The sequence below is a fragment of the uncultured Microbacterium sp. genome (assembly GCF_947488465.1).
Taxonomy (GTDB): Bacteria; Actinomycetota; Actinomycetes; order Actinomycetales; family Microbacteriaceae; genus Microbacterium.
Genome location: NZ_CANKZA010000003.1, coordinates 148736 through 172664 on the forward strand (window position 1 = coordinate 148736; position 23929 = coordinate 172664).

Annotated in this window: 29 protein-coding genes and 1 pseudogene; 22 read left to right on the plus strand and 8 right to left on the minus strand. The window is 68.4% G+C overall.

Annotated elements, in window-relative coordinates; all coding sequences use genetic code 11:
• Positions 1 to 9 precede the first annotated feature (9 nt).
• Both Q0653_RS08365 and Q0653_RS08370 read right to left on the minus strand, forming a co-directional pair.
• Positions 10 to 969: a metallophosphoesterase gene (locus tag Q0653_RS08365; protein ID WP_298944137.1), complete on the minus strand. Its 960-nt coding sequence runs from the start codon at positions 967 to 969 to the stop codon at positions 10 to 12.
• The gene (locus Q0653_RS08370) at positions 969 to 3563 is read right to left on the minus strand and encodes a transglycosylase domain-containing protein (RefSeq protein ID WP_298944140.1); all 2595 of its coding nucleotides are present in this window, start codon (positions 3561 to 3563) and stop codon (positions 969 to 971) included. Before Q0653_RS08370 ends, Q0653_RS08365 begins: the two co-directional genes overlap by 1 nt.
• An 86-nt stretch (positions 3564 to 3649) precedes the next feature.
• Between Q0653_RS08370 and Q0653_RS08375 the strand changes: the two genes are divergently transcribed.
• Positions 3650 to 3868 carry a DUF4177 domain-containing protein gene (locus Q0653_RS08375; RefSeq protein ID WP_298944142.1) on the plus strand — a complete coding sequence of 73 codons (219 nt, stop codon included), beginning with the start codon at positions 3650 to 3652 and terminating at the stop codon, positions 3866 to 3868.
• Positions 3865 to 4344, plus strand: coding sequence for a RidA family protein (locus Q0653_RS08380; protein WP_298744687.1), 480 nt, complete (start codon positions 3865 to 3867; stop codon positions 4342 to 4344). The genes Q0653_RS08375 and Q0653_RS08380 overlap by 4 nt, the downstream gene beginning before the upstream one ends.
• Before the next feature lie 72 nt (positions 4345 to 4416).
• On the opposite strand, the gene Q0653_RS08385 is transcribed toward Q0653_RS08380, so the two are convergent.
• A complete protein-coding gene (locus Q0653_RS08385) occupies positions 4417 to 6297 on the minus strand; it encodes a hypothetical protein (protein ID WP_298944144.1) in 1881 nt (626 codons plus the stop codon).
• Positions 6298 to 6401: 104 nt separating this feature from the next.
• Between Q0653_RS08385 and Q0653_RS08390 the strand changes: the two genes are divergently transcribed.
• Positions 6402 to 7016 (plus strand): TetR/AcrR family transcriptional regulator, encoded by a 615-nt coding sequence (locus tag Q0653_RS08390; protein WP_298944146.1) that lies wholly within the window; start codon positions 6402 to 6404, stop codon positions 7014 to 7016.
• A 15-nt stretch (positions 7017 to 7031) separates the two neighbouring features.
• Here the strand turns inward: Q0653_RS08390 and acs are convergent, their stop codons facing one another.
• Positions 7032 to 8996 carry an acetate--CoA ligase gene (gene acs, locus Q0653_RS08395; protein ID WP_298944148.1) on the minus strand — a complete coding sequence of 655 codons (1965 nt, stop codon included), beginning with the start codon at positions 8994 to 8996 and terminating at the stop codon, positions 7032 to 7034.
• Between the two features lie 370 nt (positions 8997 to 9366).
• Between acs and Q0653_RS08400 the strand changes: the two genes are divergently transcribed.
• Genes Q0653_RS08400 through Q0653_RS08415 form a run of 4 tightly spaced genes read left to right on the plus strand, consistent with a single transcriptional unit; the run spans position 9367 to position 12950 of the window.
• Complete coding sequence (locus Q0653_RS08400; RefSeq protein WP_298944150.1) at positions 9367 to 10410, plus strand: TadA family conjugal transfer-associated ATPase; 1044 nt, start codon at positions 9367 to 9369, stop codon at positions 10408 to 10410.
• The gene (locus tag Q0653_RS08405) at positions 10407 to 11282 is read left to right on the plus strand and encodes a type II secretion system F family protein (protein ID WP_298944152.1); all 876 of its coding nucleotides are present in this window, start codon (positions 10407 to 10409) and stop codon (positions 11280 to 11282) included. Before Q0653_RS08400 ends, Q0653_RS08405 begins: the two co-directional genes overlap by 4 nt.
• A 33-nt stretch (positions 11283 to 11315) precedes the next feature.
• A complete protein-coding gene (locus Q0653_RS08410; RefSeq protein WP_298944154.1) occupies positions 11316 to 11456 on the plus strand; it encodes a hypothetical protein in 141 nt (46 codons plus the stop codon).
• A 3-nt stretch (positions 11457 to 11459) separates the two neighbouring features.
• Entirely contained in the window at positions 11460 to 12950 is a 1491-nt protein-coding gene (locus tag Q0653_RS08415; protein ID WP_298944157.1) for a recombinase family protein, read from the plus strand.
• On the opposite strand, the gene Q0653_RS08420 is transcribed toward Q0653_RS08415, so the two are convergent.
• Both Q0653_RS08420 and Q0653_RS08425 read right to left on the minus strand, forming a co-directional pair.
• Entirely contained in the window at positions 12947 to 13117 is a 171-nt protein-coding gene (locus Q0653_RS08420; protein WP_298944159.1) for a hypothetical protein, read from the minus strand. The genes Q0653_RS08415 and Q0653_RS08420 overlap by 4 nt on opposite strands.
• Positions 13118 to 13119: 2 nt before the next feature.
• Positions 13120 to 13317: a hypothetical protein gene (locus Q0653_RS08425; RefSeq protein WP_298944160.1), complete on the minus strand. Its 198-nt coding sequence runs from the start codon at positions 13315 to 13317 to the stop codon at positions 13120 to 13122.
• A gap of 654 nt (positions 13318 to 13971) precedes the next feature.
• On the opposite strand from Q0653_RS08425, the gene Q0653_RS08430 reads away from it, so the two are divergent.
• From Q0653_RS08430 to Q0653_RS08475, 10 genes are read left to right on the plus strand one after another with little or no spacing between them, the layout of a single operon-like run.
• A complete protein-coding gene (locus Q0653_RS08430) occupies positions 13972 to 14112 on the plus strand; it encodes a hypothetical protein (RefSeq protein ID WP_298944162.1) in 141 nt (46 codons plus the stop codon).
• Complete coding sequence (locus tag Q0653_RS08435; RefSeq protein WP_298944164.1) at positions 14109 to 14621, plus strand: hypothetical protein; 513 nt, start codon at positions 14109 to 14111, stop codon at positions 14619 to 14621. The genes Q0653_RS08430 and Q0653_RS08435 overlap by 4 nt, the downstream gene beginning before the upstream one ends.
• Positions 14618 to 16015 (plus strand): AAA family ATPase, encoded by a 1398-nt coding sequence (locus Q0653_RS08440; RefSeq protein WP_298944166.1) that lies wholly within the window; start codon positions 14618 to 14620, stop codon positions 16013 to 16015. The genes Q0653_RS08435 and Q0653_RS08440 overlap by 4 nt, the downstream gene beginning before the upstream one ends.
• 18 nt (positions 16016 to 16033) lie before the next feature.
• On the plus strand, positions 16034 to 16888 hold the full coding sequence (locus Q0653_RS08445) for a hypothetical protein (protein ID WP_298944168.1): 855 nt from the start codon (positions 16034 to 16036) through the stop codon (positions 16886 to 16888).
• The gene (locus tag Q0653_RS08450) at positions 16885 to 17046 is read left to right on the plus strand and encodes a hypothetical protein (RefSeq protein WP_298944170.1); all 162 of its coding nucleotides are present in this window, start codon (positions 16885 to 16887) and stop codon (positions 17044 to 17046) included. Before Q0653_RS08445 ends, Q0653_RS08450 begins: the two co-directional genes overlap by 4 nt.
• Positions 17043 to 17414, plus strand: coding sequence for a hypothetical protein (locus tag Q0653_RS08455; RefSeq protein ID WP_298944172.1), 372 nt, complete (start codon positions 17043 to 17045; stop codon positions 17412 to 17414). The genes Q0653_RS08450 and Q0653_RS08455 overlap by 4 nt, the downstream gene beginning before the upstream one ends.
• Positions 17414 to 17716, plus strand: a complete 303-nt coding sequence (locus Q0653_RS08460; protein WP_298944174.1) for a hypothetical protein — start codon at positions 17414 to 17416, stop codon at positions 17714 to 17716. The genes Q0653_RS08455 and Q0653_RS08460 overlap by 1 nt, the downstream gene beginning before the upstream one ends.
• Positions 17706 to 17981: a hypothetical protein gene (locus Q0653_RS08465; RefSeq protein WP_298944175.1), complete on the plus strand. Its 276-nt coding sequence runs from the start codon at positions 17706 to 17708 to the stop codon at positions 17979 to 17981. The genes Q0653_RS08460 and Q0653_RS08465 overlap by 11 nt, the downstream gene beginning before the upstream one ends.
• Entirely contained in the window at positions 17965 to 18414 is a 450-nt protein-coding gene (locus tag Q0653_RS08470; RefSeq protein ID WP_298944177.1) for a hypothetical protein, read from the plus strand. The genes Q0653_RS08465 and Q0653_RS08470 overlap by 17 nt, the downstream gene beginning before the upstream one ends.
• Complete coding sequence (locus Q0653_RS08475) at positions 18411 to 18659, plus strand: hypothetical protein (protein WP_298944179.1); 249 nt, start codon at positions 18411 to 18413, stop codon at positions 18657 to 18659. The genes Q0653_RS08470 and Q0653_RS08475 overlap by 4 nt, the downstream gene beginning before the upstream one ends.
• Positions 18660 to 18712: 53 nt before the next feature.
• Here the strand turns inward: Q0653_RS08475 and Q0653_RS08480 are convergent, their stop codons facing one another.
• A complete protein-coding gene (locus tag Q0653_RS08480; RefSeq protein ID WP_298944181.1) occupies positions 18713 to 19093 on the minus strand; it encodes a hypothetical protein in 381 nt (126 codons plus the stop codon).
• Between the two features lie 61 nt (positions 19094 to 19154).
• Complete coding sequence (locus Q0653_RS08485) at positions 19155 to 19649, minus strand: hypothetical protein (protein ID WP_298944183.1); 495 nt, start codon at positions 19647 to 19649, stop codon at positions 19155 to 19157.
• Positions 19650 to 19663: 14 nt separating this feature from the next.
• On the opposite strand from Q0653_RS08485, the pseudogene Q0653_RS08490 reads away from it, so the two are divergent.
• The 5 genes and pseudogenes from Q0653_RS08490 to tmk all read left to right on the plus strand — a co-directional run bounded on the left by Q0653_RS08490 (position 19664) and on the right by tmk (position 23922).
• Positions 19664 to 19856: pseudogene (locus tag Q0653_RS08490) on the plus strand (DUF4244 domain-containing protein).
• Complete coding sequence (locus tag Q0653_RS08495; protein WP_298744677.1) at positions 19853 to 20191, plus strand: TadE family type IV pilus minor pilin; 339 nt, start codon at positions 19853 to 19855, stop codon at positions 20189 to 20191. Before Q0653_RS08490 ends, Q0653_RS08495 begins: the two are co-directional and overlap by 4 nt.
• Positions 20192 to 20206: 15 nt before the next feature.
• Positions 20207 to 20524 carry an Rv3654c family TadE-like protein gene (locus Q0653_RS08500; RefSeq protein ID WP_298744675.1) on the plus strand — a complete coding sequence of 106 codons (318 nt, stop codon included), beginning with the start codon at positions 20207 to 20209 and terminating at the stop codon, positions 20522 to 20524.
• Positions 20525 to 20596: 72 nt separating this feature from the next.
• Positions 20597 to 23278, plus strand: coding sequence for a type I DNA topoisomerase (gene topA / locus Q0653_RS08505; RefSeq protein WP_298944186.1), 2682 nt, complete (start codon positions 20597 to 20599; stop codon positions 23276 to 23278).
• Complete coding sequence (gene tmk / locus Q0653_RS08510) at positions 23278 to 23922, plus strand: dTMP kinase (RefSeq protein WP_298944188.1); 645 nt, start codon at positions 23278 to 23280, stop codon at positions 23920 to 23922. The genes topA and tmk overlap by 1 nt, the downstream gene beginning before the upstream one ends.
• Positions 23923 to 23929 lie beyond the last annotated feature (7 nt).

Here is a 23929-nt window from a genome sequence, read left to right on the forward strand (position 1 = left end):
TCTGGCGCCTCACACCGAATCGACGGCGCGCAAAGTCAGGACAGATACTTCGGGACGGCATGCGAAACGCACGGGCGCGTAGATGGAATGTCCGAGGCCGGCCGAGACATTCAGTGGCACAGTGTGGCCGTCATGATTCCACGCGCTCAATCCCCGGGCCTGGTCCAGCGGGATATCGCAGTTGGCGACGAGCGCGGAGCGCGAGAACGGCACGCGAACCTGGCCGCCGTGCGTGTGTCCGGCCAGAAGGACATCTGCGCCGAGCTCGACGAATCGGTCGAGCACCCGGCGGTACGGTGCGTGCGTCACTCCGAGCGTGAGGTCGGCCGGTCGCGGTCCCGCGAACGGCCGGCTCCGGTGGAGCGCGGCCAGGGCTCCCGGGAGTGCGTCGAGATCATCCCAGTCCCGGTGTGCATCGCTCACCCCGAAGGTGTCGATCCGGAGCCCCGCGATCTCGATCGATGCGGCGGTGTTGTTGATTCCGGTCCAGCCGAGCTCGTCAGTGAAATACGCATCCATCGCGGGCGTATCGAGCTGCTCGGCGCGGTGATTGCGTTCCGACGGCCCCTGGAAGTAAAGCAGGGGATTGCGGGCGGACGGCCCCACGACGTCGTTCGATCCGTGGACGAAGACACCCGGCACGCCGCGGAGGGGAGCGAAGGCCGCACGAATGCCGGTGAGGCCCTCGGCGTGACCCAGATTATCTCCGGTGTTCACGACCAGGTCGGGCTGAATCTGCTCGGCAGCCTCGGCGATCCACGCCTGCTTGCGATGCTGCCACGGGGCCATGTGCGCATCGGAGAGGTGGAGGACCGTCAGCGACGGAGCGCCGGCGGGAAGAACGGCGAGTGTGTGCGAGCGCACCGTGAACAGGAACCGTTCGATGCACGTGCCCCAGACGCCCGCGCCGATCGAGGCCGCCCCCGCCGCCGCAGCGGCGGCGAGGGCGATGCGTGAACCCGACGCCACTAGTCGCGGCCGTCGCAGTTCTCGGCCTGATAGGCGATCGTGATCGACGCGTTCCGGCTGACGATGGTGCCGGTGGCCGGATCTGTGCCGGTCACGGTGGGAGCTGTCGCACTCTCGGATGCGGTGCACTGGAGCGTCGTGCTCCCGAAGCCCGCGCTTCGAAGCGCGCGCTCTGCTTCTTCGGGTGTGCCACTCACGCCAGGGACCGCGACGCCCTCACCGTTGCTCGGACGGATCGTGACGGTGGTCCCGCCGGCGACGCGGCCGGCGCCCGGATCCTGCTGGATCACGGTGCCCGCCGACTCGACACCGTCCACTGCGTCACCGACGGCGACCGAGAAACCAGCCGTCTGAAGGGTCCGCGTGGCCTGATCGACGCTCATGCCGATGACCGAGGGGAGCGTGGTCAGGATTCTCTTGGTGAGGTTGGGATCCGGACCGGGGAACGCGTCGCCCCCGTAGATGTCGTTCGCGGCACCCTGCATCGCGGGCCAGATGCCGTTGCGGATGCGGGAGAGTTGGTAGCCATTTTCGCGGGCCCTGTCCAGCTTCGCGTGGCCCTTGACGTTGCCGACCCAGACGACCGTGGCGACCTTCGAAGACGCGCCGTCCATCCACGTCTGCTCGTACTCGTGGATACCCGTCTTGCCGAACACGGGGACGCCATCGCCGATGCGCGCGCCGCTACCTGTGCCGCTCATGACACCCTCGAGCGTATAGGCCGCGGTCGCCGCCACGCCCTCGGACATGACGCGTTCACACGTCGTCTGCGGCGTGATGTCGTTGCCGTCTTTGTCGAGCGCCAGGTCGATCGACTTCGGCTGGCAGAGGATGCCGTTGGACGCGATCGCCGCGTAGGCCTCAGCCATGTCGAGCGGAGCGACGGCAGCGGAACCGAGCACGTCGTACGCCTGATTCGGCGAGAGGCCAGAGTCCTCGGGCACCGCGTCCAGCGGTGTGCCGTCGCTGCGCATGACGCCGAGCTTCATGGCGACCTGGTTCGTGCTGCAGACCGAGATCTTCTCCGCCATCGCGATGAAGCCGGAGTTGAGCGAGTCGCGGGTGAAGTTGTAGATCGTGCCGGTGTAGCCGCTGTTGTTCTCGAAGTTTCCGACGGCGCCGGCTTGACCGTTCGCGGTCTTCACCGTCTGCGTCTGCCCGTCACAGTTGATGACCTTCTTGGTGCCGACGCGACCGTTGATCACTTCATTGACCGAGTGGCCCTGCTCGAGCCAGTTGATCAGGCTGAACGTCTTGTAGGTCGAGCCGGCCGAGTGGCCGCCGCCGCCGTTCGCTTCGCGCACGTTGTAGTTGACCGGGGTCACCGTGCCGGTGTCGTCGCCGAGCGCGCTGTACGGCCTGTTCTGCACCATCGACAGGACGCGGCCCGTACCGACCTCGACCTGCACGCCGGAGGCGCCGAGATCCATGTAGGAGACGGCGGCCGGAACGATCGAGATGGCGTCGATTGCGCTTTGCTGAAGCTGTTCGTTGAGGGTCGTATAGATCTTCATCCCGCCGCGGCGGAGGTTGGCGGTGCGTTGGTCTTTTGAGTCACCGAACGCCTCGTTGGTCTTGATCTGCGACACGACGTACTCGCAGAAGAACTCGGCGCCGCTCGCGGTCTGGCACCCCTGAGGGCGAGGGCTGATGGCGGGAGTGATCGGCGTGGCCATGGCCTCGTCGTACTCTGCCTGTGAGATCTTGCCGTCGTCGAGCATGCGGCCGAGGACGTAATTGCGCCGGTCAAGAGTCAGTGTGTAGCCGTCGGCCGCGCTGTTGACGGCTTCGCCGGCGGAGTTCGTGGTCGTTCCGTCCGGCCGGTCGAGGCGGAACGTGTTGGGTTCCTGCACCATCCCGGCGATCGTCGCTGCCTGCGCGATCGTGAGGTTCGCCGCGTCGGTGCTGAAGTAGTACTGAGCCGCGGCGCCGATCCCATAGACCGTGCCGCCGAAGTTCGTGATGTTCAGGTAACCGAGGAGGATCTCGTCCTTGGAGTACTGCTTCTCCAGCTGGATCGCGTAGCGCATTTCCTGGAGCTTGCGCTGGTAGCCCTCAGAGCCTTTCGACACCGTCGTCGAGGTGAAGCACGCCTCGACCTGTTCGGTGCTCGTCGCCTCGGACTCGCAGTTCTGCTGCAGGACGTTCTTGACGTACTGCTGTGTGATCGAGGAACCACCGCGGTTCGAGCCGCTGGAGGCGTTGCCCACGAGAGCGCTGACCGTGCCGACGAGGTCGACACCGCCGTGCGTGTAGTAGTTCTTGTCTTCACTCGAGGTGATCGCATCGAACATGACCGGGTTCACCTGATCCCAGTTCACCGGGATGCGGTTCTGGTCGTAGAACTGCGCCATCAGCACGTCGTTGCCGGCGCCGTCCTTGCGGTAGATCTCGGTCGGCAACATGAGCGGGTCGATCTGGAGGAAGCTCGGCATGTTGTCGAACGTGTCGAGCGCGCTCGTCGCGGCGTAGCCGGACACGGCGATCGCAGGAGTCACGGTCGCGGTCACGAGGACGCCGGCGATCGCGCTCAGGCCGACCAGGCCGGCGAACCCGCCGAGCACACCGGTGCCCGTCCGTTTGAGTGTAGGCATAGGCTTGATCGTAGGGGAGATACCTGGGCGAACCCTTGGTAGGACCCGCCAGCCGCGCCTACGCGCCGTCACATCCGGGAGCCTCGATGATCACGTGGGAATACCTCACTACGCCTCTTCTGATCCACAACACTGCCGCGATCCTCAACAACTGGGGCAAGCAGGGCTGGGAGCTGGTTCAGGTCGTGCCCGGACCCGAGGGCGGGCTGGTCGCCTACTTCAAGCGTCCGTCCGGCGGGGGAGCCGCCAACGCCGGACTCGGCGCCGCAGCGGTCGCCGCTCAGCAGTTCGAGGGGCAGGCGTGAGCGCCGCGGCATCCGTCTCGGCGCGTCTCGCCGAACGGGGCATCGAGCTGCCTCCGGTCGTTCCGCCGGTCGCGTCCTACATTCCGGCGAACGTCCACGGTGACCTCGTCTACACGTCGGGGCAGCTGCCCATGGTTTCGGGCGCGCTCCCCGCGACCGGCAAGGTCGGCGACGGCCACGGGCTCGTCCCCGCCGCTGACGCGCAGGCCTACGCTCGCCAGAGTGCGCTCAACGCGATCGCTGCCGCCGCGGCCGCCGTAGGGGGCGTCGACCGCCTCACCCGCGTCATCAAGGTCGTCGGATTCGTCGCATCGGTGCCGGAGTTCACCGGCCAGCCTGGCGTCATCAACGGCGCCAGCGAACTCCTCGGAGAGGTCTTCGGCGACGCCGGACGCCACGCCCGATCCGCCGTCGGCGTGCCGGTGCTGCCGCTGGACAGTCCCGTCGAGGTCGAGGTCATCTTCGCCTGGGAGTGACCGCCAGCCGTCACTCCCCGCCAGCAGGCCCCGCCGAAGGGATCGTTGCGGCGGGGCCTTCCTGATGGTCGATCAAGCGGGCGGCGTGTGGCGGCGGTTCAGCCGCGGCGTAAGGATGGCCAGGAGCCCGAGGGTGACGAGGCCCACGCCCCAGGCGAAGACCGGGCTGGGGCGGCTGCCCGTCGCGGCGAGCGCGCCGCGCTGCAGCGTGACGTCGGAGACGAGGGTGATCCCGAGGTCGGCGTAGTTCAGGATCAGGTGGTGCGCGCCGTTCGGCACGCCGGACAGGTCGAACGCCCCCGACACGTTGCCGCGATTCCACTGGACCGTGCCGATCGACACCGGCGTCGAGCGCATGTTGCCGATGATGCTCGACCGTGAGTCCTGCATCTTCTTGACGAGGCTCGTCGTCAGGTCGAACGCCTCGTTGCGCTTGTCCGTCATCGACTGCAGGCGCAGCATGTCCATCTGCTGCGTGTTGCCGTGTGCGTCCATGGTCGACCGCAGGACGGAGATGAGTGCGTTCGCATCTGGCATGCCGGTCCCGGCCGACCGGTCGAGGAAGGCGTGCGTGACGCCGGCGGCGCGGACGGCGGTGGTGGCGGCGGCGAACGTGGCCGCGGTGGGCGACGCCACATAGGCTCGCACAGCGCCGAGGGCGGTGCTGGTCAGTGCGAGCGCGTTGTTGCGGTCTTGCACGCCCTGGATCTGGGCCTGCAGCTGAGCGTCGAGCAACGATGCACGGTTGGACTGGGCCGCCATCATCAGCGCCTCCAGGTCCACCGCGGCGAAGTCGGTGTGGTTGACGGTGAGACCGGCGATCGGATCGGTCACGGGAGTGGTGGGCCGCTGGAACAGGGCGACGCTGGGCCCGACATGGACCGCCACGCCCAGCACCTGTCCGATGCTGTTGGTGACGCCGACCGTCCCGGTGGCGGACGTGGCGCGCAGGAGCGCGCTCAACTCGGCCTCGCTCATGCCGTCGAGGGCTGCCCCGAGGGTGTTTCCGCTGGGGAAGATGACGGTTCCCGCGAGTCCCGGCGCCCGCGTCGGCGTCGGCGTCGGCGTCGTCGTCGGTATCGGCGTGGGGATCGGCGTCGTCGTCGGGGTCGGGGCCGGGGTCGTCGTCGGGGCCGGGGTCGCCGTCGGTGTCGGTGTCGCCGTCGGTGTCGGGGTGGGCGTGGGTGTCGGGGTGGGCGTGGGCGTGGGCGTGCCGCCCTCGGGCGCGAGTGCGAACAGCCGGTTCACCTCCACGGCGGTCGGCGATGTGGGGCCGGCGGGGAGTGCGAACGACGGGTTGGGATCGGGCTGGTCGTTCGCGAGGTCGTAGCCGGTCGGCGGCACGAGCGTCAGGCGGTAGTCCGCGGTCGCGCTCGTGGGGAGCGCGCCGCTCGTGAACGAGCCGTCGGCCGTGAGTGCGAGGCGCTGCACCTCCGTGCCGCCGCTCGAGACGATGAGGCCGGCCCCGCTGAGATCGGCCATCGGGACTCCGGCGGCGGTCACGGTGATCGCACCCGACACGATGGCGTATGTACCGTGGAAGACGACCCCGACCGGCTCGCCGTGTTCCGGCACGAATTCGATCCGCACGTCGGTCGATGGGAGGTCGCCCGTCGCGCCGGGCCAGACGGCATCCGCGACATAGGCGGATTCTTCGCCGTCGACGACCATCGCCAGAGAGCCGTCCGCACCGGTCGTCCCGCTCGCGAGAGCGCTGTCGGGGACGTACGGATTCCGGACGACGACCTCAACGCCGGCAAGGCTCACAGGGCCGGACCCGTCGTCGATGCTGGTTGTTACCGTCACGGGATACCTGACGGGGGCATCGGCGTGAGCGGCGGGGGAGATGGTCGTGAGGGCCAGCCCGGTGGTGGCGATGACGGCGCCGAGGATTCGTGCGCGCCTCGCAGTCACGGAGGCGCGCAGGTCACGTGTGCGTGCAGAAGGATGCATGATCGTAAGTATGGACTGTGTCCAAAACTTGACGCAACCCAAAATATCGGGCGTAGGATCGAACTCTCATTCACACCACGCAGCGCCAGGCAGGAGCGGACGTCATGGCCGAAGGACTGCGCGAACTCAAGCGCCGCGCCGCGCGCCGCGCGATGGAGAATGCCGCGGTGGATCTCGCCTACGACGAGGGTGTGCGAGCAGTAACGGTCGAGCGCGTCTGTGCCGCGGCGATGGTCTCCCGCAGCACCTTCTTCAACTACTTCACGTCCCTCGAGCAGGCCATCTTCGGAGCGGCCCTCGAATACGACCCTGCCCTGACCGACCGTATCCTCGCCCGCTATCCCGATGATCTGGTGGTGGCGGCGTCTGTCATCGTCATGGAGTCCGTCCGTGGGGCGGACGACGCAATGACCCGGCGTCGACTCGCGCTGTTCACACGGGAGCCGGGCACCACGAGCGCCGTGTCGTGGGCGAGCCACGAGAGCCGCGAGCGCCTCATCGCTGTGATCGCGGCATGGCTCGATGCGCATCCGGAGCGTGCGCGTCTGACGGACGCGGATCACGCGACGGAGGCCCGCCTCACCGTTGCGTTCGCCATCGCGCTGGGTGACGAGGTGCAACGGGACGCGCGGGAGGTCGACGGCGATGTCCGCATCGACCCCGAGACCTTCCGGGCCGTGCGGCGCCGGATGGCGGCGATCAGTGCCGCGGCGGAGTGAGCGCCGCCATCCGGATCACTTCACCTGCGCGGAGATCACGCTCATGACCATCGTGTCGGCGAGCGTCGTCGTATCGCCGATCTCGCGCCCTTCGGCCACGTCGCGCAGCAAGCGGCGCATGATCTTGCCCGAGCGGGTCTTGGGAAGCTCGCCGACGATGTAGACATCGCGCGGGCGGGCGATCGGTCCGATCTGCTCGCCGACCCACTGGCGGAGCGTGCCGGCAAGGCCCTCGGGCGAATGCGCATCGAGATAGCTCTGCTTGATGATGACGAAGGCGACGACCGCCTGACCGGTCGTCTCGTCCGACGCGCCGACGACCGCGGCCTCGGCGACCGCCTCATTGCCGACCAGAGCGGACTCGATCTCGGTCGTCGAGAGGCGGTGCCCCGAGACGTTCATCACGTCGTCCACGCGGCCGAGAAACCAGATGTCGCCGTCCTCGTCGAGGCGGGCTCCATCGCCGGCGAAGTAGAACCCCTGCGTCTCGAACTTCTCCCAGTACGTTTCTTTGAAGCGGTCGGGGTCACCCCAAATCCCGCGCAGCATCGACGGCCAGGGCTCGGTGATCACGAGAAGCCCACCGTTGCCGTTCCCGACATGGTTTCCGTCGTCGTCCACGACGTCGATTGTGATTCCGGGCAGCGACACCTGCGCGCTTCCTGGCTTCGTCTCGGTGACGCCGGGGAGAGCGGAGACCATCATCGCGCCGGTCTCGGTCTGCCACCAGGTGTCGATGATCGGGGTCGAATCGCCGCCGATCACGTGGCGGTACCACATCCACGCCTCGGGGTTGATGGGCTCTCCGACCGAGCCGAGCAGGCGGATGGACGAGAGGTCGAACTGCTCCGGGATCTGACGCCCGAGCTTCATGAAGGAGCGGATGGCGGTCGGTGCGGTGTAGAGGATCGTGACGCCGTACTTCTGCACGATCTCCCACCAGCGGCCCGGATGCGGGGTATCCGGTGTGCCTTCGTAGAGCACCTGGGTCGTCCCGTTGGCGAGCGGGCCGTACACGACGTAGGAATGCCCGGTGATCCAGCCGATATCGGCCGTGCACCAGAACACGTCGCTGGCGGGGTGGATGTCGTGCGCGACCTTGTGGGTGAACGCCGCCTGCGTGAGGTATCCCCCCGACGTGTGCAGAATGCCCTTGGGCTTTCCGGTCGTCCCCGACGTGTAGAGGATGAAGAGCGGATTCTCAGCGGGGAAAGGTTGCGCGACATGCTCGCTGGATGCCGCCGGCACAGCGTCGTGCCACCAGATGTCGCGGTCGGCATCCCAAGACACCTCGTTGCCGGTCCGGCGCACGACCAGGACGTGCTCGACGCTTTCCTGGGGGCCCGCGCCACGGTCGCCGAGGGCGTGGTCGACGGCGGGCTTGAGCGGTGAGACCCGGCCCTTGCGATAGCCGCCGTCGGCGGTGATCACGAGCTTCGCACCGGCGTCGTCGAGGCGCGAACGCAGACTGTCGGCCGAGAAGCCGCCGAAGATGACGGAGTGGATGGCCCCGATTCGCGCGACGGCGAGCATCGCGGCGATCGCCTCGGGGATCATCGGGAGGTAGATGGCCACGCGGTCGCCGTGCCCGACCCCCAGGCCCTCGAGGACGTTCGCGACGCGCTTGACCTCATCGGTCAGCTCGGAATAGGTGACCGCGCGAGAGTCGCCGGGTTCGCCTTCCCACAACAGGGCGACGCGATCGCCCAGCCCGGCCTCCACGTGGCGGTCCAGGCAGTTGTAGGCGACGTTGAGCTCACCGTCGGCAAACCACTGCGCGAACGGAGGGTTCGACCAGTCGAGCGTCTGAGTGAACGGGGTGCTCCACTCCAACGCCCGCGCCTGCTCGGCCCAAAAGGCTTCTCGATCCGCTCCCGCCTGGGCGTAGAGGTCTGCCGATGCCACGGCATCCGCCGCGAACTTCGCGGACGGTGCGAATCTGCGGGACTCGTTCAGCAGGTGATCGATCTGGCTGCTCATGGGCGCGCTCCTTTGCGGCGTGAACGGTGTGACGATGGGTCGAAGTTAGCGGCGTGGACCTGTGGTCACTACCGCCGATAGTAGGTGTCCAGGGGTGAGAGATATATCGGGTCTGCACGGCCCGGTGCGTTTGGAGAGGTGCATTCCGCCCCGTATGCTCGGTCGCGGCCGAACATCGATTCTGGCATCGCAGCATCCCGATCACCCCCCCATTTCGGGATTCTGCGCGTGGCGGCATCCCATTCCCCCCGATGGGATGCCGCCACCTTTTTCGGGCATCGCCTCCTCCACAGACGCGGTTCCGGCGGATCTCTCCACCGATCGGGCTCGAGCCAGGATGGCGGGATCGCCACCGGCCTACCGTCGGGTCATGGCCGACCCCTTCATCGTCAGACCGCGCCGCGCGCTCGCCCCCGAGGCGGTGCGCCGCGCGGGTGTGCCGGTTGATCAGGCGCCGCGGTCGCGAGCGGGGAGACCGCGGCACCTCCCGGAGCACCCCGCGCTGGATCCGCTGCGAGCGCTGCTTTCCGATCCTGACGTCACCGATGTTTTCATCAACGGGTCCGACGGACTCTTCGTCGATCGCGGCGCGGGTATCGAGCGTGTCGCCGGATGGACGCTCGGAGGCGACGAGGTGCGGGCACTGGCCGTGGATCTGATCGCCGTTGGCGGGAGGCACCTCGACGATGCGACACCGCTGGTCGATGTGCGCTGGGAGCACGGCGCGCGCGTGCACGCGGTGCTGGCTCCCGTCGCGTGCGCCGGGGCTGCCATCTCGATTCGGCTTCCTCAGGTCGATCTGCCCGATCTCGACGATCTCGGACGGCGCGGGATGTTCGACGCCGGCACCGGCGCCCGGCTGGAGGGGTTCATCGCCGCGCGCGCCAACCTCTTGATCACCGGCGCGACCGGCACCGGGAAGACGACGCTGCTCGCCGCACTCCTCGGACGGGTTCCTGCGACCGAGCGCATCGTGACGATCGAAGACGTGGCCGAGCTCCGCCTGCACCACCCCCATCACGTGCGTCTCGAAGCGCGCCAGGCCAATCTCGAGGGCGCCGGTGGCGTGCCGCTCGCGCGCCTCGTGCGCGAAGCGCTGCGCATGCGCCCCGACCGACTGATCGTGGGAGAGTGCCGTGGTGAGGAGGTACGCGAACTCCTCACCGCGCTCAACACCGGCCATGACGGCGGGGCCGGCACCGTGCATGCGAGCGGCATCCGCGACATCCCGAGCCGCCTCGAGGCCCTCGGAGCGCTCGCCGGAATGGACGACCACGCGGTGGCACGGCAGGTGGTCAGCGCCATCGGGGCGATCGTGCACGTCGGGCGCGATGGCGCCGGCCGACGTCAGGTGCTCGGTCTCGCTCGTCCCGTACTACGCGAGGGCCGGCTCGACGTCGAGGAGGAGACGTGAGTGATCAGGATGCCGCCGATGCCGCCGCCGTGGTCCAACGCCTCGCCGTGTTGCTGGAGGCGGGTGTGTCGCCCGTGAACGCGTGGGCCTACGCGGCTGAAGAGGGCGACCCGGTTGCCGTCGCCGTCGCCGCCGAAGTATCGGCCGGTGTCGGCCTCGCGACCGCCCTGGCCGCCGTGCCGGGGTCATGGCGCGAGGTCGCGGTGGCGTGGCGTGTCGCAGAAACCGTCGGCGCACCCCTCGCCCCCAGCCTGCGCCGCTTCGCCGAGGCCTTGCGCGATGCGCAGCAGTCCCGCGACGACGTGGCCGTCGCACTCGCCGACCCGGCGGCGACGGCGAAGCTCGTGGCCTGGTTGCCGCTGGTCGCCGTCGTTCTGGGCGTCGCCCTCGGGTTCGATGTCGCCGCGACGTTCGGTAACCCGATCGGCATTGCATGCGTCGTCGGGGGGATCGCGCTCATGATCGCGGCGCGGGTGTGGACCCGGCGGTTGGTGCGCCGCGCGCAGCCCGGCCCCGACATCGCCGGGCTCCAGGGTGATGTGGTGGCGATCGCCTTGACCGGCGGGGTGTCGATCGAACGCGCTCTGGCGGTCGTCGCCGAGGCCGGCGGTGGGGTCGGCGAGCCCGAGACCGAGCGAGTGCTCCGGCTGTCGCGGCGCGCGGGCGCCCCCGCGGTCGACCTGCTGCGCGCCGCCGCCGCCGATGCGCGCCGCCGTATGCGGACCGAGGGCCGGCTTCAGGCGGCGCGCCTCGGCGCGCGACTGCTGTTGCCACTCGGCGTGTGCACGCTTCCCGCGTTTCTGCTCTTGGGTGTCGGTCCGATGCTGTTGTCGGTCCTCTCGGGCGCGACGCCCGTGCTCGGTGCCCCCTGACGTGCCCGCCCATCACCGATCGAAGGAGAAGAAATGACCCAGTCCACACCCACTGCGATTCCGCGGTTGACCCGTCGCCGCGCCGCGGCGCTCTATGAAGACGACGAAGGAGCGGCGACGGCGGAATACGCGGTGGCCACCATGGCGGCAATTGTCGAGATAGGGCAGACTTAGCGCATGACACGCGCTGCTATCTATGCTCGACAGTCCGTCACAGACGACGAGCTCATCGACGTACAGGTCGCGAAGTGCGAAGCGCTCGCCGCCGCGAAGGACTTCGACGTCGTCGAGATCTACCGCGACAACAACGTCAGCGGCTACAAGGCGCGCGACGAAGGCACGGCCTTCTCGCGGATGCTCAAGGATGCACGCGCGGGCCGCTTCGACGTCGTCGTCGTGCGGAAGCTCGACCGGCTCGGCCGCTCGCTCGCCGCGCTGGAATCGTTCGCCGCGGCGCGCGTGGCCGTCGTCACGATCGACGAGAACATCGACCTCACGACCGTCAACGGGCGACTCATCGCGAATCTGCTCACGTCCGTCGCCCGCGCCGAGGTCGAGATCAAGGCCGAGCGCCGCGTCAACGCGAACACGGCGCGACGGCAGCGAGAGGGCGCGGCCGTGCCCACGTCGGGGCGCGTGCCCTACGGCTACCGATGGGTGCCGACGAAGGATCGAGGCGACGACGGCACCGCGTACGTGCTCGACGGCGAGAAGGGCGCGCCCGACACCGCTGCCGAGCACGACGACAGCCGAGCCGCCGACGTGCGCGAGCTCTTCGACGCCTTCCTCGCGGGCGTTCCGCTCGGCTCGATCGCGCGGGATCTCAACGCGAAGGGGCGACGCACGAAGCCGTCGAAGGCGCATCCCGCGGGCGTCCCCTTCACGCCGACGACGCTTCGACGCATGCTCATGTCGCCCTACTACGCCGCACGGATGCCCGCGGAAGCCGCCACGACGTACGACCAGCGCGCGCTCTCCCGTCACAACACGGTCGCGGGCGCCTGGCCGGCGATCGTCGATGTTGAAGAGTGGGAAGAGGCGAAGAAGCGGCTTGAGCATCCCGAGCGCAAGACGTCGCCGGGGCCGACGCGGAAGTGGCTCCTGAGCGGGCTCGCGATCTGCGGCACGGAGGGATGCGGGAAGCCGATCCGAGCGGGCGGCGGCGAGGCCGGCATCCACTCTTACCGATGCGCGAGCATGGCGCACTTCATGCGGCGCGGCGTGCCCCTCGACGACTTCGTGGAGCGCGTCGTGATCGCCCGTCTCTCGCGACCGGATGCCGTCGACCTCCTGGACGACCGTGAGCGGCACGACGTGGACGAACTCCGCGCGGAACGCCGGCGCCTCGAGACGGCCGTGCGGCAGGCCGGCGACGACGAGATGGACGGCCTGATCGACCGGGCCGAGCGCGTGCGCCTCACTCGTCGCGCGAACGCCCGGATCGCCGAGCTCGACGAGAAGCTGCGCGCCGGCGTCGACACGACGGCACTCGCCGAGGTCGTGGGGAGCGACGACGTCGCGGCAGCGTGGCACGGGCTCACGCTCGGCAAGAAGCGCGCGATCCTCGAGGCGTTGGCGACCGTCGTCGTCTACTCCGTCGGGCAGGGGAACCGGCGACGCATGAGCGACGAGGCGATGGCGCGCACCGTCCGCTTCGACTGGCACTAACCGCCGTGGATGCCCGGCCCGTCGAAGCCGGGCGGCATCTCGACGGCGGGCATGGCCTCGACCTCGCCGCATGAAGGGCAGACGTACGCGCCCGGCTCGTCGCGCATCACGACGCCGCACGACGGGCAGCGCGGCTGTGCGCCGGCGGCGATCTCGTCGTCGCCCATCCCTAGACGGCTTGAGAGAGTCGGAGATCCCGCCCCGTGTTGCTCGGGCACTCGGCGTTCAGGCATATCCGCTTGACGCGCGGCGGCCCCGAGACGCCGCCGACGCGGGCGTCGCCGGGCAGCAGCTGCTCGCGCACGTTCTTGCCGCAGATGTTGCAGGGCGCCGGTCCCTCTTTCGCGTAGCTGTATCGCTCTTCCATGAAGCACACGCTATCGGCCGGCAGCGACAACGTCGTCGGGTACGCCCTAATAGCGACAGCGGGCACCGTTGCCAATTCCGATCCGCGAGCGCACATAACAACTCCCTCCGTCGAGACGGGATAAGGGCGACGGCACACCGCGCGGGGCTAGTTATCCTGGCGACGCCACGGCCGGGCCTTATGTCTCAGGCGCGCGAGAGATAGGCCGCTAGGTGAGCGAGTCGTCTTGATCGACGATCTGGACGAACTCTTCGCCGATACGTCTGTCCCGATTGTCTCGATCCGGCGACACGTCGATAATTCCCCGTCTTTCCGCGGTTCTTGAACACTTCGTCCCGATTGTCCCGATTGTCCCGATTGTCTCTCCCGGACAGGCCCCCCTATAAGGGGCCTGGGACCTGGACGGGACACTCAGACGCGCGCCACTGGACGGATGCGAGAGACGGGATAGCGGAGCGAGATACGACCGTGCAGATTGATCATTTCTCACCCATTGGCCGAGAACTTCTCACCTAATGGCTAATCACAAGTAGATAACGCTCGCAGAATGCGCAACCTATGAGTGGAAATTGCCGGCCGACGTGTATAGGTTGTACCTAGGAGTTGTCAGCCCCTACCCCCGAAAGCGCGAGAGCGCAGGAAGGGCCTAGGGCCATGACAGACAACACGACCGGCGGCATCGTCGCCACTCGACGCGAAGACGTCGCTGCGAGCATCGCCCGTTCGGCGCCGCCGCTCACGGATGCGGCGCGCGCTCGTCTCGCCCTCCTGCTCAAGCCGGCGGCGTCACGATGACACGCGATAAGGCGAAACGCCTCGGCGCGAAGGTGCCGGAGGATCACAAGGCCCCCTTCGACCGCGCAGCGTCGGGACGGGCCGCGATCGAACGCCGCTGGGCGCCGTATCGCGAGGCGCGCATCGCCCAGGGCCTCGCGCCGACGAAGCAGGCCGAGCGTGGGGCGAAGCCCGATCGTTTCGACGATCCCGAGGTCGAGGCCTATTGGATGGATCGCGCCGGCGAGATGGGCCTCTACCCCGCGAGCGCAGGCCGCACGCAACAGCGCCGCATCGCTCACCGCCTCGCCGAGGCCGAGACGAAGGCGATCATCGAGGCCGCAGGCAGCGCGACGTCGAGTGACCTTCCGACGGACGACGACACCCTGGTCGCCTATCACGAGCAGGAGATCGCCCGCCTGACCGCGCAGCGCTCCGCCGAACTCAACCGGGCCGCCGAGCACGCCCGCCTCATCACGGAGCACGAGACGGCCCTCGTCGAGGTCATGCGACGCGAGGCCCGCGCGTGAACGTGGACGGAGTCGAACTCGTCGCGGGCAGCCGCGAGGGTATCTACGCCGACGTCGCGCGGCTCGGCGAACTCGTCAAGTACGACGCCGCGGAGATCCCCACGGCAGCGCGCGAGATGGGCGCGAGCGTGCCTCTCAGCCTCTACACGAAGGCGCAGGCGCTCGAGTTCCTCTTCGACTCCGCGCCGCGCCTCACGCCGGACGAGCGGAAGGCTCTCGAGAAGAAGGCCGCGAAGGCCTACGGCAAGGGCAGGAAGGCCCCGCGCCGCCGCTACCTCGTGGACTGGGACGCCGCGCACGAGCGCGCCGAGGTCGAGACGGAGAAGGCGACACAGCGGAAGCGCCGGATCGCGAAGCGCGAGCTCGACGAGGAAGAGGGCAGCAATCGCCCCATGATCGCCGACGGTCTTCTGGACTATGCCGCGCTCGCCGCCCGCCCGCCGCTTCGCCCGCTGATCGAGGGCGTGCTGAACGTCGATACCGTCGCCATGCTCTACGCGCCGCCGGCGACGTTCAAGACGTTCCTGGCGCTCTGGTGGGCCGCGTGTATCGCGCTCGGCCGTCCGTGGGCCGGCAGGGCCGTTGAACAGGGCCCCGTGCTCTACGTCGCCGCCGAGGGCGTGGCAGGCATCCAGAAGCGCGTCGCGGCTCTCGCGTGGCTCCTGAACCGCGGGAAGCCGATCCCGGATCTCTTCATCTACCCCGCACCCGTCAACCTCACGAGCGACGGGGAGGTCGAAGAGATCGCCGCCCTCGTCGCCGATCGCGGCTTCCGCTTCGTGATCTTCGACACGCTCGTCAAGGTCGCGGGCGGCGCCGAAGAGAACGACAACACGGCCATGACGCGAGTCACGAACGCCGCCGAGCGGATCAAGCGCGCCGGCGACGGAGAGACGACGGTCGCCTTCGTTCACCACAGTGGCAAGTCCGGCGACTATCGCGGCGCGAGCGCGCTCGAAGGCAACGTCGACACGATGCTCAAGCTCGACGGCGAGGCGGGGATGCTCACCCTCTCCGCCGTGAAGCAGAAGGACGGCGAGGGCGGGGAGATCATCCGTCTTCGCGCGAAGCGCGTCCCCGAGCACGAAACGCTCGTCCTCGAGCCGATCGGCCCCGGCGAAGGGCAGCCGAGCGGGATGCAGGCCGCCCGGATCGAGGAGGCCCTCGCGCACTTCACGCGCGCCTACGGCGCGACGGGCGTTACGCGCTCGGAGTATGCCCGGAACCTCGTCGAATGGGGCGTCGCGGGCGGTCAGAGCACCGCGCAGACGTACATCGGCGACCTCATCTCGTCCGGCCGTCTCGCCCGAAGCAACCGCGGGCGCAGTACCTACCTCGAACTCGCGCCCGAGCGCGCGAGGCTCGAGACCGACCCCGACACCCACCAAAAGTAACGAAAGGTAACGACCGAAATGCGCAGCTTCTTCGCAGCAGGACAGACAATCAACCTCCCCGACACAGGCCGCACCCCGCCGAAGGTCGAGGCGGCGATCGCCGGCCTCGAGCAGATCGACGTCGACCTCGCCGCCGGCGCGGTTCGACTCGACGAAGCCGAGGCGGCCCACAACCACGCGGTCGCCGCCGAGGATCACCGCCGGGCGGCGTCCTACGCCGCAACGGGCGACTACGCCGACGGCGACTCTCCGGTCGACCGTCTCAAGGCTGAGGCCAAGCAGGCGCGCGCCGACTACAACGCGCTCCGCGCCGCCCGCGACATGCGCGCCCGGCTCTTGTTCGCCGCCGTGAACGAAGAGGCGGCGGCCTGGGCGCAGACCTCGCGAGCATCCGGCAAGAAGCTCCTGCTCAAGCTCACGACCGCCCTTCGCTCGCTCGAAGCGGTCGCGAAGGGTTTGCAGGAGGACACCGGAGTGCTGAACATGCTCCAGGGCCTCGAGGACGGGCGCGGTCGCTACTCGCTCACGTGGGAGCGCGGCTCTCACATCTTCTCGATCGACGCCGCGCTCGAGGGCGTGCGGGCGACCATCGCGGAGGCGTCCGCCGAACTCGCCGCACGTGCGAAGACGACCGGCATCCCCGCGACCGTCGCGCCTCAGCCCGAGCACGATCAGCCGCGCGACGAGTTCGGCCCGAAGGTCCGCACGGCCGAGGGCGGCGTCTGGACGGCGCCGGAACCCGAGGCGTCGCCGGTCGTGCGCGTCAAGGTGTCGAAGCGTGATCTTGCCGACCTCGACGACGACGACGAGGTCGGCGACGACCTCGACCACCTCATCTTCGACGACAACGACGACGACGAGGATGACGAATGAGCGCCAAAGGGACCGACGCTCTTGCCTGCCGCGTCCTCGATCGTGAACTCGAGAGAGTGCAGGGCGAGATCCACGCACGCGAGGCGGCTCTCGTCGCCCTCCGCGAGGAACTGGAAATGCTTGCACTTATGCGCGCCGCGATCGAGGCGGACGAATGAACGCCGATCGGATCGACCGCGACGACGACCTCGACGAGATCGAGGAGGACTTCGCGCCCGTGGATCTCGTCGAGTCCGTGATCGGCCTTCTCGTCGCCGGTGAGTCCCGGAATGCCGTTGCTCGCGCCCTCCGGATCACTCGTGACGAGGTCGACGCGAGGGTCGCAGAGGCGACAGCGGAGGCCGAGGCCGAGGCGCTGAACGAGCGCGAGTTCATCGTCCGCGAGCGGATGCAGAGCCTCGTGCGGCAGTCTTCGACGTTCGGCCTTCCGTCGAACGAACTCGACCGCCTGGCGCTTCTTCTCGCGCTCGCGAAACTCGAGCTCGAACTCATCGGCTGGACTCGTCGCCAGCAGGGGGTGACGTGATGGGCCTCAAGCGACCGAAGCGCCGCGACTACGCGAGCGACCCGGACTGGCACGTCGCCTGCCTCCGATACCTCGACGCGAAATGGCCGGGGCGAGAAGGGCAGCGGAAGCGCCTCGCCGCCTTCGCGCGCTGGGAGACGGAGCACAGCACGGAGCGCGTGCGCGCTCGGATCGCCGAACTTGTCGAGATCGACGACTGGACGGCCGAAGAAGCCGACGAGTTCGACCGACTCGCCGCAATTTGGAAATGGAACAGCCGGCAGACCGCCGGACGGATAAGGGAGGCCCATCGTGGTATCTAGAGAAGCAATCGAAGCCCGCAAGGAAGCCTTGGAAGCCGAGCTCGCGCGCCGCCGTGAGGCGTCGCTCAGCACGAGCGCCAGGCAGGCGGCGTTCGTGACCGGCCGCGGCCGCTCGGAGGACGTCGCCGAAGACCGCGACGTCGAGCGTGAGCCGGCGTGGGGCGACGGCGGAGGGCGACGTGAACGCGCCGGCGACTGGGCTTCTCGTCGCCAGGCAGCGCGGATCACGCGCGGCGCATCCAGTCGGGGTGACTCGGATGCGTAGCTCTCGGCAAGGCGCTATCCCGTCCGAGCTCGGGAACCTGATCGACACCCTCGACGGCTACGAGGCCCGGCTCCGCACGCTCGAGGCTCCCTCCGGCGAGTCGCTGTCGAACACGGTCGCGAAGGTCTCGGCGCTCGTCGCCGACATTCAGTCGCAGATCAATCAGTGGGCGACGACGCGCTGGACGAACGCGCAGATCCTCGCGCAGATCGACGCGAAGATCGCGGCGGCATTCGCGGGCAACGTGGCGATTACGGGATCTCTCACGGTCAACGGCGCGATCGCCGGCGCGTCGCTCTCGACGGGCGGCTCGCTCACGGCCGGCGGCGCCGTCACCCTGCCCGACGTTTTCAACACGGACATCGTCGGGCTCGGCGGCTCGCGAAAGACCGTGTGGGTGCGCGACGGCGGCAGGATGGGCAACACCGGATGAGCGTTCATGCCGTGACGCTGGACTACTCCCCGGAGACTGGGACGATCGCGGCCTGCGTCTGCGGCCTCGTCCTTGGCCCGTTCCACGAGTACAAGGAAGCGCGGAAGGCCGCGGCGGAGCACCGCCGCTGGACGGGCGCCGAGGTCATCGGAAGCCCGGACCGGCGACGTGAGCGTGAGCGAGAGCGCACAGCGAGGCAGGCAGCAGCGAGGCGCGCGGCGCGGGAGCGGGCCGCCGAGGCCTGACACGAGACGAGAGGGTCGGGGAATGAGAGTGCCCCGGCCCTCTTCTCGTGCGCTCAGTAGTTCTCGAGGCCTTCGTAATCGTCGACGTCAACGCCCGGATCGAGGGGGCGCGCGTTCGTGAGCAGCGTCCAGCCGAGGGCGCTCAATTCCTGACGGATCCGACGCTCGCGCAGATAGAGCGGATCGCCCTGAGCGAAGCTGCCCTCGATGTGCGCCTCGACGAAGAAGCCGTCCAGCGTCGCCAGGGATGCAACGCTCGTGATCTTGATCGACGCGGGGTGAAGGCTTCCCTGCTCGGCGGTACGAAGGACGAGCCGGTCGCCCTCGCGCGGGACGATCGTCGCGTCCGTGATCGTGTGCGAAGCGATCGCCTCTATCGGCGACTCCCGGTTCGCCCGATCAATACGGGCGACGGCGAACACTACTTTGAACATGGATCATCCTTCCGAGCGGACTCTCACCGTACCGGGGCGGCCCGACAACCCGACATGGCGACTAGGCCGTCTCGACGGGCTCGCGGCCGAGCGACACCAGCGCGGCGTTCAGGTCTTCGAGCACGGCGTCGCGGTTCGTGACCTCCGCCTCGATCCGCTGAGGCGAGTCTGTGCCGAAGATCTTCGCTTCGCGCTCCTGGTAGCGCAGCAGGCGGAGTTCAGCGTCGGCGGATGCCTTGACGTCGCCGGCCGCGCGGGCCACCTTGATATCGCCGATCGCGAGCCGGATGAGTTCGTCGATCTCGCCCTCCTGCCGGGCGCGGCGCTCGTCGACGCCGACGCGCAGCGTTCCGCGGATCTGGGCGAAGTAGGCGTCGGCGCGCGCCTGTAGCGTCGCGATGCCGAGCAGATAGCCGAGGCCGCCCTGTTCGACCGGCAGCGCGGAGCGGTCGCGCATCTGTCGCCAAGACAGCCGCTCGACGCGGCGGTCGTAGGCCCATTCCTCTTCGATCGCCACTTTCGCGGCGACGACCTCGCGGTCGATCTTCTTCGGCACTGGGCACCCCTAAGTTGCGGCCTTTCGGGGGGCGTTCTAAGCGTACCCTCGGAACCGCCGATACTGGACGACGCGCCGCGTATGCGCTGTATCCGCTCAACAATGGCCGCCGTGGCTTTTGCCGGGTTGCTGGTGGTCATCATGCGCTCGGACGAAGTCCGCGGCATCCTGACCGACCTCGTCCGCCGTGCGCTGACGGTCGCATGATCAGGCGGCGCGACGACCGGGGATCGGTCACGGCCGAGTTCGCGGTCGTCGTGCCCGCTGTCGTCCTCATCATCGCGCTGACGGCGGGGACGCTCTCGGCCTCGGGCCACCAGGTGCGCCTCGAGCAGGCGGCGGCGCAGGCGGCGCGCCTCGTCGCTCGGGGAGAGGGAGAAGCGCGCGCGAGCGCCGTCGTCTCGGCGATCGCCGGGGCAGCGGCGACCCGCATCCACGAGGACGGCGATCTGGTGTGCGTCGAGGCGACCGCGGCGGTCGCGCTTCCGCTGCCCCTCCCGCCGCTCCGTGCGGTCTCGTGCGCACTGTCGGGTGGTCGCTGAGATGAGCCGGCGCTGATGTCGGGTCTTGCGCTCTCGGTCGGCGCTCTCGCGGTCACCGTCACCCTTGCCGTGGGGTGCGCCTCGCTGGGTGCTGCGGCCGCACATGCGACGCGACTGTCGGCGACGGCGGATGCCGCGGCCCTCGCCGCCGCCGACACCGCATCCGGGCTCCTCGCCGGTATCCCCTGCGAGCGAGCGGCCGAGATCGTCACCCGGAGCGGGGCGTCACTGAGCGAATGTGACGTGGACGGACCCGTCGCAACGGTCCACGTCGAGAAGGGTTTCGGGCTCCTGCCCGCGTCGGCTCGAGCTCGTGCCGGGCCGCCACCCTGACGGGTGGGTACTGCTCCCAGCATCCTCATGTCTACGCGGTGTGTATGGTGTGCATCGAAGAAAGGACGCCACGTGGCAGCGCGCACGGCAACCGGCAAGAAGCTCGTCATCGTCGAGTCTCCGACGAAGATGAGGTCCATTCAGGGGTACCTGGGTGACGGATACGAGGTTCTCAGCTCGGTGGGTCACATTCGTGATCTTGCCGAGAAGAAGGACATCCCGGCCGAACTGAAGAAGACCTCGGTGGGTAAGTACTCCATCGACATCGAGAACGGGTTCACTCCTCTTTATGTGGAGAGCGATCGCGGCAAGAAGACCGTCGCCGAGCTCAAGCGCGCGCTGAAGACCGCCGACGAACTCCTGCTCGCCACCGATGAAGACCGCGAAGGCGAAGCCATCGCATGGCACCTGCTCGAGGCTCTCAAGCCGAAGGTCCCGGTCAAGCGCATGGTGTTCCACGAGATCACGAAGGATGCCATCCGCGCAGCGGTCGACAACACGCGCGAGCTCGATCTCGCTCTCGTCGACGCGCAGGAGACCCGTCGGATCCTCGACCGCCTGTACGGATGGGACGTGTCCGACGTCACGCGCCGCAAGGTCGGGCAGGGAACCTCTGCCGGTCGTGTGCAATCTGCCGCCACCCGCCTCGTCGTCGACCGCGAACGCGAGCGCATGGCCTTCATCTCGGCCTCCTACTGGGATGTCGAGGCGACAGCCGGTACCGGCGGCGAGTCTTTCGGAACGCGTCTGGCTCGACTCGACGGTGCACCGCTTGCGCGAGGCACCGACTTCGACGATCGCGGAGAGCTCAAGAAGGCCGTCGTCGTGCTCACCGAGACGCAGGCCCGCGAGCTCGCGAGCGCCATCGAGGCCGATGGATCGGCGGTGGTCACCGCCGTCGAGGCCAAGCCTGGCACCCGCAGCCCCAAGCCGCCCTTCACCACGTCGACCCTGCAGCAGGAAGCGGGCCGAAAGCTCTCGATGAGCGCGAAGCACGCCATGGGCGTCGCGCAGCGGCTCTACGAAAAGGGCTACATCACCTATATGCGTACCGACTCGACGGCACTCTCAACGCAGGCGATTGCCGCCGCGCGGACGCAGGCGGTCGCGCTGTACGGCGATCGTGCCGTGCCGCCGAACCCGCGCAGCTACCGCAACAACAGCAAGAACGCGCAAGAAGCCCACGAAGCGATCCGTCCCTCCGGTGAGGAGTTCCGCACACCGGCGTCGGTGTCTCCCGGTCTCGACCGCGACGAACTGCGTCTTTACGACCTCATCTGGAAGCGCACGATCGCCAGCCAGATGTCGGATGCGAAGTACGAGACGACCACCATCACCCTCGAGACCTCGGCGGCCGGCCAGGTGGCGGCGTTCACCGCATCCGGCACCGTCTACACCTTCAAGGGATTCCTCGAGGCCTACGAAGAGGGTCGCGACGAGAAGCGTGCCGACTCGGACCGAGACGAGGATCAGTCGCTACCGATCCTCGCGGTGGGCGATGTCGTGCAGCTGACCGACGTCGACCCGAAGGGTCACGCGACCAGCCCGAAGCCGCGCTACACCGAGGCGAGCCTCGTGAAGGCGCTGGAAGAAAAGGGCATCGGACGCCCGTCCACGTTCGCGAGCATCATCGACGTCATCATCAACCGTGGCTACGTCACCAAGCGTGGCCAGGCACTCATCCCGAGCTGGCTCGCCTTCAGCATCGTGCGTCTTCTGGAGCAGCACTTCGCCGATTTGGTCGATTACGACTTCACGGCGGCGCTGGAAGACGATCTCGACGCGATCGCGCGGGGAGAGCAGCAGCGTGTCGATTGGTTGAACGAGTTCTATTTCGGTTCGGACAACCACGTGGGCTTGCGCAACATCGTCGACAACCTCGGGGAGATCGATGCCCGCGAGATCAACGCGAACCCGATCGGTGACGTTGCGACGCTCCGCTTCGGCAAGTACGGTCCGTACCTCGACGTCCCCAACGAGGACGGCACGACTCGGATCGTCAACGTGCCGGAAGACCTGGCACCCGATGAGCTGACGCCCGAGAAGGCGCTGGAGCTCATCGACGCTCCGATCGCGGGCGATCGTGTGCTGGGGCAGAACCCGGAAACGGGCCTCGACATCGTCGTGAAGGACGGACGCTTCGGTCCGTACCTCGAAGAAGTCCTGCCTCCCGTGGAAGAGCCGGTCGTCGATCCCGACGCCCCGAAGAAGCGCGGCGCGAAGAAAGAGGTCGCGCCCAAGCCCCGTCGAGCATCGCTGTTCAAAAGCATGTCGCCGGAGACGATCGATCTCGACACGGCACTGAAGCTCTTCTCGCTGCCGCGCACCGTGGGGCTGGACCCGGAGACGCAGACGCCGATCACTGCCCAGAACGGCCCGTACGGCCCGTACATCAAGAAAGGCACCGACTCGCGGTCGATCGCCAGCGAAGACCTCATCTTCGACCTGACCCTCGAGCAGGCCCTCGAGATCTACGCGCAGCCGAAGTACGCCAATCGCGCGGCGACGTCGATCAAGGAATTCGAAGCAGACCCGGTCAGCGAGAAGCCGATCCGCATCAAGGACGGCAGATTCGGCGCCTATGTCACCGACGGCACCACGAATGTGACGATCCCGCGCGGTCAGACGCCGGATGACATCACGTTCGAGATCGCCGTGCAGATGCTCGCTGACAAGCGCGCGAAGGGTCCTGCACCCAAGCGCACGACGCGGCGCGCGGCGACGACCCGCAAGCCCGCTGCCAAGAAGAAGTGATGCCGGCGGGGCTCTGGGTCACCTTCGAAGGCGGCGACGGGTCGGGGAAGACGACCCAAGCGGCGCTCCTCGAGAGCTGGCTGCGAGAGTGCGGGCGCACGGTCGTCCGCACGCGCGAACCCGGCGGCACCGACGTCGGCAACCTCGTCCGTGACATCGTGCTGCATCACCGCGGTGAGGTCGCCCCCCGTGCCGAGGCGCTGCTGTACGCGGCCGATCGCGCACACCACGTCGCGACGCTTGTTCGGCCCGCTCTCGCGCGCGGCGACGTCGTGATCCAAGACCGCTATCTCGACTCCTCGGTCGCCTACCAGGGTGCCGGACGGGTACTGGATGCCGGTGAGATCCGCGACCTGTCGCTCTGGGCTGCCGAGGGTGCGCTGCCCGATGTGACGGTGCTGCTGGACTTGGACCCGGCATCCGCCCGTCGGCGACTGGATGCCGCGGACAAGCCGTTCGACCGGCTCGAGGCGGAGAAGGCGGAGTTCCACGAGCGTGTGCGCGGAGCGTTCCTCGACCTCGCGGACGCCGAGCCGGACCGCTTCCTCGTGCTCGATGCCTCTTTGCCCGTTGAGCACCTCGCCGCTGCCGTCCGTGCGCGCGTGGCCCTCGCGCTCGGGGTGAGCGTCGGTGGCACCGCATAGGCTGGAT

Bases quoted from the DNA above. Each gene is read 5' to 3' on its own strand.
- Q0653_RS08390 (WP_298944146.1), top strand. From the start codon at position 6,402: ATGGCCGAAGGACTGCGCGAACTCAAGCGCCGCGCCGCGCGCCGCGCG.
- Q0653_RS08410 (WP_298944154.1), top strand. From the start codon at position 11,316: ATGACCCAGTCCACACCCACTGCGATTCCGCGGTTGACCCGTCGCCGC.
- Q0653_RS08460 (WP_298944174.1), top strand. From the start codon at position 17,414: ATGGGCCTCAAGCGACCGAAGCGCCGCGACTACGCGAGCGACCCGGAC.
- Q0653_RS08455 (WP_298944172.1), top strand. From the start codon at position 17,043: ATGAACGCCGATCGGATCGACCGCGACGACGACCTCGACGAGATCGAG.
- Q0653_RS08430 (WP_298944162.1), top strand. From the start codon at position 13,972: ATGACAGACAACACGACCGGCGGCATCGTCGCCACTCGACGCGAAGAC.
- Q0653_RS08475 (WP_298944179.1), top strand. From the start codon at position 18,411: ATGAGCGTTCATGCCGTGACGCTGGACTACTCCCCGGAGACTGGGACG.
- Q0653_RS08480 (WP_298944181.1), bottom strand. From the start codon at position 19,093: ATGTTCAAAGTAGTGTTCGCCGTCGCCCGTATTGATCGGGCGAACCGG.
- Q0653_RS08420 (WP_298944159.1), bottom strand. From the start codon at position 13,117: ATGGGCGACGACGAGATCGCCGCCGGCGCACAGCCGCGCTGCCCGTCG.
- Q0653_RS08495 (WP_298744677.1), top strand. From the start codon at position 19,853: ATGATCAGGCGGCGCGACGACCGGGGATCGGTCACGGCCGAGTTCGCG.
- Q0653_RS08385 (WP_298944144.1), bottom strand. From the start codon at position 6,297: ATGCATCCTTCTGCACGCACACGTGACCTGCGCGCCTCCGTGACTGCG.
- Q0653_RS08425 (WP_298944160.1), bottom strand. From the start codon at position 13,317: ATGGAAGAGCGATACAGCTACGCGAAAGAGGGACCGGCGCCCTGCAAC.
- Q0653_RS08415 (WP_298944157.1), top strand. From the start codon at position 11,460: ATGACACGCGCTGCTATCTATGCTCGACAGTCCGTCACAGACGACGAG.
- Q0653_RS08370 (WP_298944140.1), bottom strand. From the start codon at position 3,563: ATGCCTACACTCAAACGGACGGGCACCGGTGTGCTCGGCGGGTTCGCC.
- Q0653_RS08450 (WP_298944170.1), top strand. From the start codon at position 16,885: ATGAGCGCCAAAGGGACCGACGCTCTTGCCTGCCGCGTCCTCGATCGT.
- acs (WP_298944148.1), bottom strand. From the start codon at position 8,996: ATGAGCAGCCAGATCGATCACCTGCTGAACGAGTCCCGCAGATTCGCA.
- Q0653_RS08500 (WP_298744675.1), top strand. From the start codon at position 20,207: ATGTCGGGTCTTGCGCTCTCGGTCGGCGCTCTCGCGGTCACCGTCACC.
- Q0653_RS08375 (WP_298944142.1), top strand. From the start codon at position 3,650: ATGATCACGTGGGAATACCTCACTACGCCTCTTCTGATCCACAACACT.
- Q0653_RS08445 (WP_298944168.1), top strand. From the start codon at position 16,034: ATGCGCAGCTTCTTCGCAGCAGGACAGACAATCAACCTCCCCGACACA.
- Q0653_RS08400 (WP_298944150.1), top strand. From the start codon at position 9,367: ATGGCCGACCCCTTCATCGTCAGACCGCGCCGCGCGCTCGCCCCCGAG.
- tmk (WP_298944188.1), top strand. From the start codon at position 23,278: ATGCCGGCGGGGCTCTGGGTCACCTTCGAAGGCGGCGACGGGTCGGGG.
- Q0653_RS08435 (WP_298944164.1), top strand. From the start codon at position 14,109: ATGACACGCGATAAGGCGAAACGCCTCGGCGCGAAGGTGCCGGAGGAT.